This is a genomic window from Actinomadura sp. NPDC048394 (assembly GCF_040651755.1).
GTDB lineage: Bacteria > Actinomycetota > Actinomycetes > Streptosporangiales > Streptosporangiaceae > Spirillospora > Spirillospora montaniterrae.
This window is the reverse complement of sequence record NZ_JBEZJL010000058.1, coordinates 59,517-67,797: the sequence shown is the minus strand read 5'-3', so window position 1 is coordinate 67,797 and position 8,281 is coordinate 59,517. Positions and strand designations below refer to the sequence as shown.

10 protein-coding genes are annotated in these 8,281 nt (G+C 73.8%); 6 read left to right on the top strand and 4 right to left on the bottom strand.

Annotated elements, in window-relative coordinates:
• Positions 1-57: 57 nt before the first annotated feature.
• The gene (locus AB0C78_RS34815) at positions 58-483 is read right to left on the bottom strand and encodes a ChaB family protein (protein ID WP_360756426.1); all 426 of its coding nucleotides are present in this window, start codon (positions 481-483) and stop codon (positions 58-60) included.
• A gap of 198 nt (positions 484-681) precedes the next feature.
• On the opposite strand from AB0C78_RS34815, the gene panB reads away from it, so the two are divergent.
• Entirely contained in the window at positions 682-1,542 is an 861-nt protein-coding gene (gene panB / locus AB0C78_RS34810; protein ID WP_360756423.1) for a 3-methyl-2-oxobutanoate hydroxymethyltransferase, read from the top strand.
• A 34-nt stretch (positions 1,543-1,576) separates the two neighbouring features.
• On the opposite strand, the gene AB0C78_RS34805 is transcribed toward panB, so the two are convergent.
• The gene (locus tag AB0C78_RS34805) at positions 1,577-1,951 is read right to left on the bottom strand and encodes a hypothetical protein (protein ID WP_360756421.1); all 375 of its coding nucleotides are present in this window, start codon (positions 1,949-1,951) and stop codon (positions 1,577-1,579) included.
• A 71-nt stretch (positions 1,952-2,022) separates the two neighbouring features.
• Here AB0C78_RS34805 and AB0C78_RS34800 point away from each other — a divergent pair, with 71 nt between their 5' ends.
• The 3 genes from AB0C78_RS34800 to AB0C78_RS34790 all read left to right on the top strand — a co-directional run bounded on the left by AB0C78_RS34800 (position 2,023) and on the right by AB0C78_RS34790 (position 4,386).
• Positions 2,023-2,823, top strand: a complete 801-nt coding sequence (locus AB0C78_RS34800) for an SAM-dependent methyltransferase (protein WP_360756419.1) — start codon at positions 2,023-2,025, stop codon at positions 2,821-2,823.
• Positions 2,824-2,909: 86 nt separating this feature from the next.
• Positions 2,910-3,686, top strand: coding sequence for a TVP38/TMEM64 family protein (locus AB0C78_RS34795; RefSeq protein WP_360756416.1), 777 nt, complete (start codon positions 2,910-2,912; stop codon positions 3,684-3,686).
• A gap of 58 nt (positions 3,687-3,744) precedes the next feature.
• Entirely contained in the window at positions 3,745-4,386 is a 642-nt protein-coding gene (locus tag AB0C78_RS34790; RefSeq protein ID WP_360756414.1) for an SDR family NAD(P)-dependent oxidoreductase, read from the top strand.
• 1 nt (position 4,387) lies between these two features.
• Here AB0C78_RS34790 and AB0C78_RS34785 read toward each other — a convergent pair whose 3' ends face one another.
• A complete protein-coding gene (locus AB0C78_RS34785; protein WP_360756412.1) occupies positions 4,388-5,095 on the bottom strand; it encodes an SDR family NAD(P)-dependent oxidoreductase in 708 nt (235 codons plus the stop codon).
• Between the two features lie 102 nt (positions 5,096-5,197).
• Here AB0C78_RS34785 and AB0C78_RS34780 point away from each other — a divergent pair, with 102 nt between their 5' ends.
• Entirely contained in the window at positions 5,198-6,037 is an 840-nt protein-coding gene (locus AB0C78_RS34780; RefSeq protein ID WP_360756410.1) for a helix-turn-helix transcriptional regulator, read from the top strand.
• Here AB0C78_RS34780 and AB0C78_RS34775 read toward each other — a convergent pair.
• Complete coding sequence (locus tag AB0C78_RS34775; protein WP_360756407.1) at positions 6,027-6,941, bottom strand: phosphatase PAP2 family protein; 915 nt, start codon at positions 6,939-6,941, stop codon at positions 6,027-6,029. The genes AB0C78_RS34780 and AB0C78_RS34775 overlap by 11 nt on opposite strands.
• 463 nt (positions 6,942-7,404) lie before the next feature.
• Here AB0C78_RS34775 and AB0C78_RS34770 point away from each other — a divergent pair, with 463 nt between their 5' ends.
• A complete protein-coding gene (locus AB0C78_RS34770) occupies positions 7,405-8,064 on the top strand; it encodes a GNAT family N-acetyltransferase (protein ID WP_360756405.1) in 660 nt (219 codons plus the stop codon).
• The last annotated feature ends 217 nt before the right edge of the window (positions 8,065-8,281 follow it).

Sequence of the window (8,281 nt, the reverse complement as noted above, 5' to 3'; positions counted from 1 at the left end):
TTGTTGGCATTCTCCTCATGCGGAACCGCATGAGGCGACACGCCACAAGTCAGAACGTCAGGACCGCGCCTTCGCGGTCTTGCGGTTGTTGGCCTTCTCGATGGCCTTGACGAGCTGCTTCTTGTTCATCGTCGAGCGGCCCGAGACGTCCAGCCGCTTGGCGACGTCGTACAGGTGCTTCTTCGACGCGTTGGCGTCGACGCCGCCCGCGGTCTTCCGGGAGGTCTTCACGCCGCCCGCGGCCTGCCGGTCGGACGGTCCCTTGGCGCCCTTGGCCTTGGGTTCCCAGTGGTCGCCGACCTTCTCGTGCGTGTGCTTGAGCGCGGAGTAGGCGACGCGGTGCGCCCGCTGCCCCTCCCCGTACTCCTCGACGGCCGAGTCGTGCGCCTTCGCGAACGTGCGCTGCGCCTTGGCGTCCGAGCGCTGGACGGGTCCGGGCAGCTCCTCCTTGTTGACCCGGCCCTTGCTGGTGGTCATCGGCATGGTGCTGCTCTCCTCCGTACGCGTTTCGCGTCCTTGATGACGCCGTACCCACCGAAACCGAACATCCACATCGCCGCGCCACGCCCTCAGAAGCCGACCCGACGCGGGGGTCGATCTTCGGGGCGGCGGGTGTCAGGATGGGCGGTGGTCCGGAGACGCCGTCAGGGCGCTTCGAGATGAGCAGGGAGAGCCGTCGTCATGACGCGTATTTCGCATGCCCGCACGCAGGACAGGCCGTCCCTTCACGGGGGTGAGTTCTCGCGCCGGATCACGGTGCGGGACATCGCCGCCGCCAAGGAGAGCGGCGAGAAATGGCCGATGCTCACCGCCTACGACGCGATGACCGCGTCCGTGTTCGACCAGGCCGGGATCCCGGTGATGCTGGTCGGCGACACGATGGGCGCGTGCCACCTCGGGTACGGCTCGACCGTGCCGGTCACGCTGGAGGAGATCCTCGTCCTGTCGGCGGCGGTCGTCCGCGGCACCGAGCGGGCGCTGATCATCGGCGACCTGCCGTTCGGCACCTACCAGGCGGGCCCGGAGCAGGCCCTCCGCAGCGCGACGCGGCTGGTCAAGGAGGCCGGGGTCGGGGCGGTCAAGCTGGAGGGCGGGGAGCGCAGCGCCCGCCAGATCGACCTGATGGTGTCCGCCGGGATCCCGATCATGGGGCATCTCGGGCTGACGCCGCAGTCGGTGAACGCGTTCGGCGGCTACCGGGTGCAGGGCCGCGGCGAGACGGCGGCGCGGCAGCTGGTGCGGGACGCCCGTGCCGTGCAGGACGCGGGGGCCTTCGCGGTCGTCCTCGAGGCGGTGCCGGAGGAGGTCGCGACCGAGATCACCGCCGCGCTGGACATCCCGACCGTCGGCATCGGCGCGGGCCCGGGCTGCGACGCGCAGGTCCTCGTCTGGACGGACGCGATGGGCCTCACGCCGGGCCGGCTGCCGCGCTTCGTGAAGAAGTACTCGGGCCTCCGCGACACGCTGGACGAGGCGGCGCGCACCTTCGCCGACGAGGTCGTGAACGGCGTCTTCCCGGCCGCCGAGCACGCCTACCACTAGCCTCCTCCGGCCCGAGGCCGCGGCCTCCTCCGGCTCACCCGCCCGTCCGGAGGAGGTCCGCGGCCTTGGCGAGGACCGTGCCCGTGCGGTCCTCCTCGAGGGGGGTGTAGCCGTGGCCGTCTGCCCAGCCGTAGCGGCCGCCGCCGATGCGGCTTTCGACGACGAGCCGGCGCCAGGGGTCCTTGAGCCGAGGGCGGGCCGCGGCGGCCGCGTCGATCAGGTCGGCGCACTGGCCGAAGAGGTCGCGGACGGCCGCCGCGGACTCGTCCGGGTCCATGTAGACGCCGCCCCAGCCGCGCTGGGCGAAGACGGCGATCGGCCCCCACACCAGGCTGTAGCAGAGCTTGTAGGAGCTGGCCCGCAGGCCCTCGTCCCGGAAGAGGCGGCGCATCCCGTCCGCGTCGGTCATGGGCGGATTCTGGCAGGAGTGCTGGACAATGGCGGTGATCGCCGAGCGATTCGGCTGGAAAGGGGTGCGCGATGGACGGGTCCGCGAAGGTTCCGCCGGCGGCCGGGGTGGACATGACCACGCCGAGCGTGGCGCGCATGTACGACTACTTCCTCGGGGGCAAGGACAACTACGAGTGCGACCGGCTCGCGGCGCAGGAGGTCGTCCGGGCGCTGCCGACGGTGGAGGGCGTCGCGCGGGCGAACCGGGCGTTCCTGCAGCGGGCGGTGCGGTTCGTCGCCGAGTCCGGCATCGACCAGTTCCTCGACCTCGGCACCGGGCTGCCGACGCAGGGCAACGTGCACGAGGTCGCCCGCGCGGTGCGGTCCGGCGCGCGGGTCGCGTACGTCGACAACGACCCGCTGGTGGCGGCGCACGCGCGGGCGCTGGTCGACGCGGACGAGCGGACCGCCGTCGTCGAGGCGGACCTGCGGGATCCCGGCGCGGTGCTGGACGACCCGCAGGTGCGCGAGCTGATCGACTTCGGGCGGCCGGTGTGCGTGCTGTTCGTCGCGGTCCTGCACTTCGTGCCGGACGAGCGGGACCCGGCGGGGATCGTCCGGCGGTTCACCGAGGCGGTCCCGGCCGGCAGCCACGTGATCCTGTCGCACGCGGCGGTCGAGGAGCGGCGCAACGTGAACGTCGGGGAGACGTACCGTTCGCAGTCGGCGAACGCGGCCCTGATCGCGCGGACGCGGGAGCAGGTGGCGGGGCTGCTGGACGGCCTGACGATCCTGGAGCCCGGGGTCGTCCCGCTGCACGAGTGGCGGCCCGTGGGCGGCGAGTACATCACCGGCGCGGGCTGGACGGCCGTCGCCCGCAAGGACGGCTGACCGGCCTTGGCGGGTGGCCGGTGGTGCGTTTCTCGGGTTCGCCACATAGCGTGATCTGGACACCCGTTCACACCGGCAGGAGACCCATGAGTCCGCATCCCGCCGCCGCGCCCGTGCCGCAGCCGCCGGGCGCGGGCGAGACCGTGCAGGAACCGGAGCCGAGCGGAGGCCCGCCCGTGTCGCGGGCGGCCCTCGTGAAGCTGCTGGTCCTCGGCGCGGTGTTGCTCGGCGTGGGCGTGGTCGTGGCGATCGCGGGCGGGTCGGTGTGGGGGGACGTCAGCGACTGGGTCGACTCGCTCGGCTGGTGGGGGCCGCTCGTGTTCGCGGTCTGCTACGCCGTGGCGGTGACCCTGCTGGTGCCCGGTTCGGTGCTGAACGCGTCCGCCGGGGCGCTGTTCGGGGTGGCCGTCGGCGTGGGGTCGGTCCTGGTCGGCGCCACCGCGGGCGCCGCGATCTCGTTCGCGCTGGCCAGGGCGCTCGGACGGCCCGCCGTGGCCCGCTACGCCGGGTCCGGGCGGCTCGCCCGCCTGGACGCCTACCTGTCGCGCCGCGCGTTCGAGTCGGTGCTGGTGCTGCGGATGGTCGGGCTGTTCCCGTTCGGCGTCGTGAACTACGGCGCGGGCGTCGCGGGCGTCCGGTTCGGGCCGTACATCGCGGGGACGTTCGCCGGGATCATCCCGGGGACGCTCGTCTACACCGGGCTCGGCAAGGCGCTCCGCGAGCCCGGCTCCCCGATGGTGTGGATCGCGCCGGTCGGATTGGTGCTGCTCAGCGCGTTCAGCTGGTGGCTGTCGCGGTACGTCCGGTCCCGGGGGGAACGCGCGGAGGCCGCCGTGCCCGCCCTCGCCGAGGTCGACGACTAGAGCTTGACCTTCACACCGGTGTGAGGCCCTAGCGTCACGGCCGTCGAAGGGAGACGTGATGCCGGGAGCAGTGGTCATCGGGGCCGGGCCGGGGATCGGCGCGGCCGTCGCGCGTCGGTTCGCCCGCGAGGGGATGCCGATCGCCCTCATCGGGCGCAACCCCGGGAAGCTCGCCGAGATCGAGGGGGCGACGGAGCCCGTCCTCAAGCTGGCCGCCGACGCCGCCGACGAGGCGGCGCTGCGCGGCGCCCTCGACGCCGCGGCGGCCGAGTTCGGCGTCCCCGACGCCGTGGTCTACAACGCGGCGCTCGTCCGGCCGGACCGGGTCGGGGAGCTGTCCGCGCGCGAGCAGCTGGACGCCTGGGCGGTCAACGTCGGCGGGGCGCTGACGGCCGCCGCCCGCGTCGCGCCGGACATGGCGCGGCGCGGGAGCGGCACGTTCATCGTCACCGGCGGCATGCCGGAGCCGAAGCCGGGGTACGTCAGCCTCTCGCTCGGCAAGGCCGGGGTGCGGACGCTGGTGACCCTGCTCGACCAGGAGTACGGGCCGTCCGGCGTCCACGCGGCGAGCGTGACCGTGGACGGCGCCGTCGCCGCCGGGACCTTCTTCGACCCGGACCGGATCGCCGACCACTACTGGCGCCTGCACGTCCAGCCGCGCGGCGAGTGGCAGCGGGAGATCGTCCACACGCCCGGCTAGGTCACCAGGGGAGGCGGCCCTCGGCGTCGAAGTAGCCGCCGGTCGGCCCGTCCGGCGCCACCCGCGCCATCCGGACGATGATCTCGGCGCCCTCCTCGACGGTCTGCGTGCCGGTGCGGCCGTTCAGGTCCGTCGCGGTGAACCCGGGCTCGACCGCGTTGATCCGCATCTCCGGGAACGCCTTCGCGAACTGCACGGTGACCATGTTGACCGCGGCCTTGGACGCCGGGTACGCGACGCCCGGGTAGGCGTAGGCGGGCGTCGCCGGGTCGCTGACCCTCGCCAGCGAGGCGAGCCCGCTGGACACGTTCACGATGACCGGGGCCGCCGAGCGCCGCAGCAGCGGCAGGAACGCGTGCGTGACGCGCACCACGCCGAACACGTTCGTCTCGAAGGACTCCCGCATCAGGTCGGCGGTGACCTCGGCGGCGCCGGGCACGCCGTTGTCGGGCAGCCGGGCCTCGATCCCGGCGTTGTTGACCAGCACGTCGAGGCCGCCGTCGGCCTCGATCGCCTTCGCGGCGGCCTCGACGGACGCGTCGTCGGTGACGTCGAGGACGACGAGCCGCGCCCCCAGCTCGGCGGCGGCGCGGCGGCCGCGCTCGGCGTCCCGGCTGCCGATGTAGACGGTGTGGCCCGCGGCGATGAGCCGCCGTGCGGTCTCGTAGCCCAGGCCCTTGTTCGCTCCGGTGATCAGTGTCGTCGTCATGTCTCCAGGTTGCGGCGCGGCGGGGCGGGCTGCCAGCCGTCGCGTCTTCCTGGGAACGGCGGTACCAGGCAGGGGCCCGGCGCGGGCGGGCAGACTGGGGGCATGGCACCGGGGAAGTTCGGCAGGACGCTGCACCGCTGGCGGGACCGGGTCCAGCCGGAGGCGGCCGGGCTGCCCAGCGGCGGGCACCGGCGGACGGCCGGGCTGCGCCGCGAGGAGCTGGCCCAGCTCGCGGGGATCTCCGTCGACTACGTGACCCGGCTGGAGCAGGGCCGCGCGTCCAACCCGTCGCCGCAGGTCGTCGAGGCGCTGGCCCGCGCGCTGCGGCTGTCGGCGGACGAGCGCGCGCACCTGTTCCACCTCGCCGGGCTGGCGCCGCCCGGCCCGGACGCGGTGCCCGCGTACATCACCCCGAGCGTCCAGCGGCTCCTGGACCGGCTGTCCGGGACGCCCGTCGCGGTCTACGACGCGGCGTGGACGCTGCTGCTCGCGAACCCGATGTACACGGCGCTGATGGGCGACACGTCCGGCTGGCGGGGGATGGAGCGGAACGGCGTGTGGCGCAACTTCCTCGGGCCGGAGGGCCGCGTCCGGTACACGCCGGAGGAGCGGCGCGCGTTCCTGGCCGCGCTGGCCGGGGACCTGCGCGAGGCCGCCGGCCGGTACCACGCCGACCTGGGGCTCCAGCAGCTGATCGCGGAGCTGCACGCCAAGAGCGAGGTGTTCGCGGAGCTGTGGGACGCCGGGACGGTCGGCCGGCACGAGGCGTCCCGCAAGACCATCGACCATCCGCGGGTGGGGACGCTGACGCTGGACTGCGACGTGCTGACGGTCCGCGGCCCCGACCTGCGCATCATGATCTACACGGCGGAGCCCGGCACCGAGGACGCGGACCGGCTGGCGCTCCTCGCCGTCCTCGGCACCCAGTCGCTCACGGGCTAGCCAGCTCGGGGCCCTTGTCGGGGTCGGCCCTGGTGATGCCGCCCGGCGGCCGCTCCAGGCCGACGGTCGCGGTCGTCGCGGTCGCCGAAGCCGCGCCCGGGTCGGGCTTGGCGACGCCGCTCGCCGCCGGTTCGGCGGGCACGAGGGCCTTCTCGCCGGCCTCGCCGGCCTCGCCGGGCCCGGCGTCCACCACGTCCGCGGGGTCGGGGACGGGCGCGGGCCGGTTCCGCTTGATCAGCTGGCCGGCCGCGTAGGTCGTCCCGTTGCCGGCCCAGACCAGCCCGGTGCCGAAGAGGGCGGCCATGGACACCACGACCCCGGCGATCACGTCCAGCACGTAGTGGTTGGCGGTGATCACGACGACGATCGCGGTGACGACGGGGTGCAGCACGGCGAGCCAGCGCACCCGGTACCGCGGCAGCAGCGCCATGATCACGACCGCGACCCACACCGCCCATCCCATGTGCAGGGACGGCATGGCGGCGAACTGGTCGGCCTCCACGCCGCCGGGGCTGTGCACGGTGCCGAAGCCGGCCATGGCGACCGAGTCGACGAACCCCTCGTCCGGCAGCAGCCGCGGCGGCATCACCGGCAGGACGAAGAACACCACGAGCCCGGCCAGGTTGGTCAGGACGAGGGCGTTGCGCGCGGGCCGGTAGACGCCGGGGCCCGCGAGGTAGCACAGCAGCAGGATGCCCATCGTGAAGCCGGTGTGCATGTGCTGGTAGATCCAGACGGCCACCTCGGACAGATCGTGATGCCGCGTCAACCAGTGGTTGGTCCGCAGTTCAACGTCCAGGCCCAGGTGCTTCTCTATGCTCAGGACGTCGCGGCCATGGGCGAGCGCCGGCCCGTACCGGGTGTCGGCCAGCGAGCGGATGTAGCCGTAGACCTGGAGCAGCACGAAGACGATCGCCAGCTCGCCGATCAGCCATGGCCGCTTGCGGCGCGGCCGGCGGACGTCGGTGTCGTGGCCGGTGCGGCGCCCCTCGGGGCGCAGGAGTAGCGCGCGGACGGCTCAGCCCTCTTTTCCCCACGACGGCCCGGCGGGACCCTGCGCGAGCCGCTCAACGGCCGACCGTACATCCCTTCCGGCCCCCGTGGCACACCGGGGTCCGATCATGTGCCCGGCTACGGCGTTCCCCCGGCCGGTCGCCTGGCGGTCGAGCGCGCGCCATCGCGCGTCCATCCGCAGGTCAAACAGGGTAAAGCCGACTTCGCGGGCATGGTGCGGCCGATCCCGGCCGCCGACCGCCCGCTAAAACCGTTCATTGATCGGTTTTGGTGTTACCCTGCGGGCGATGTCCCGTCCGCAGGAGGGGCGGCCGGCGATGCCGCCCGGCTCAGTCCCCAGGGAGGCCCCGCGCATGAGCACCGGTCCACGCCCCGCCCGGCCGTCCGTCCGTCCGGCCCGCGCCGGCGACCCCGAGGAGATCGACCGGATCTACGACATCTGCCTGCGGACCGCGAACTCCGGCCGGGACGCGACCGGCCTGGTGGCCGAGCCCCGGCTGCTCGGCGACATCTTCGCCGGGCCCTACCTGGCCTGCTCGCCCGACCTCGCGTGGGTCCTCGCTCCCGGCGAGGTCGAAGGCGCGCCGTCGCGGCCCGTCGGCTACATCGTCGCCGTCGCCGACACCGCGGCCTTCGAACGCCGGCTGGACCGCGAATGGTGGCCGCGTGTGCGCGCGCGGACAGCGGACAGGCCGGTCCGGCCCGGCACCCCGGACGCCCGGCTGCGCTCCTTCATCGACGATCCGCCCCGTACACCGGCGGAGATCACAGGCCGCTACCCGGCCCACTTCCATGTCGACCTCCTGCCGGAAGCGCAGGGCGACGGCAACGGGCGCCGCCTGGTGACCACCGTCCTCGACGCCCTGCGCGACCGCGGGGTACCCGGCGTCCACCTCGGTGTCGGCGCCGCCAACGCCAACGCGCTGGGCTTCTACGACCACGTGGGGTTCCGGATGCTCGACGACCGGCCGCACACCAAGATCCTCGGGATGCGCCTGGACCCGCGCTCCTGAACGCCGGGTCCCGCCGACCTCGACGCCGGCGTCCGGGCCGGGCGGCGGTTCCGGGCGGCGGTCGCGGGCCAAAAGCTTATATTGATCGGTTTTTTCGCCCGGAGGCATTGACGCGCAGAAACCGATCAGTTTACGGTTTTCGCTGATCGACGGGCGCCGTCCCCGCTGCGGCGCCGCCCACCCCCGACGTCCCGCCGGCGACGCTGGTCCCGGCCCC

Coding starts and splice junctions, on each gene's coding strand:
- AB0C78_RS34815 (WP_360756426.1), bottom strand. CDS start 483: ATGCCGATGACCACCAGCAAGGGCCGGGTCAACAAGGAGGAGCTGCCC.
- panB (WP_360756423.1), top strand. CDS start 682: ATGACGCGTATTTCGCATGCCCGCACGCAGGACAGGCCGTCCCTTCAC.
- AB0C78_RS34805 (WP_360756421.1), bottom strand. CDS start 1,951: ATGACCGACGCGGACGGGATGCGCCGCCTCTTCCGGGACGAGGGCCTG.
- AB0C78_RS34800 (WP_360756419.1), top strand. CDS start 2,023: ATGGACGGGTCCGCGAAGGTTCCGCCGGCGGCCGGGGTGGACATGACC.
- AB0C78_RS34795 (WP_360756416.1), top strand. CDS start 2,910: ATGAGTCCGCATCCCGCCGCCGCGCCCGTGCCGCAGCCGCCGGGCGCG.
- AB0C78_RS34790 (WP_360756414.1), top strand. CDS start 3,745: ATGCCGGGAGCAGTGGTCATCGGGGCCGGGCCGGGGATCGGCGCGGCC.
- AB0C78_RS34785 (WP_360756412.1), bottom strand. CDS start 5,095: ATGACGACGACACTGATCACCGGAGCGAACAAGGGCCTGGGCTACGAG.
- AB0C78_RS34780 (WP_360756410.1), top strand. CDS start 5,198: ATGGCACCGGGGAAGTTCGGCAGGACGCTGCACCGCTGGCGGGACCGG.
- AB0C78_RS34770 (WP_360756405.1), top strand. CDS start 7,405: ATGAGCACCGGTCCACGCCCCGCCCGGCCGTCCGTCCGTCCGGCCCGC.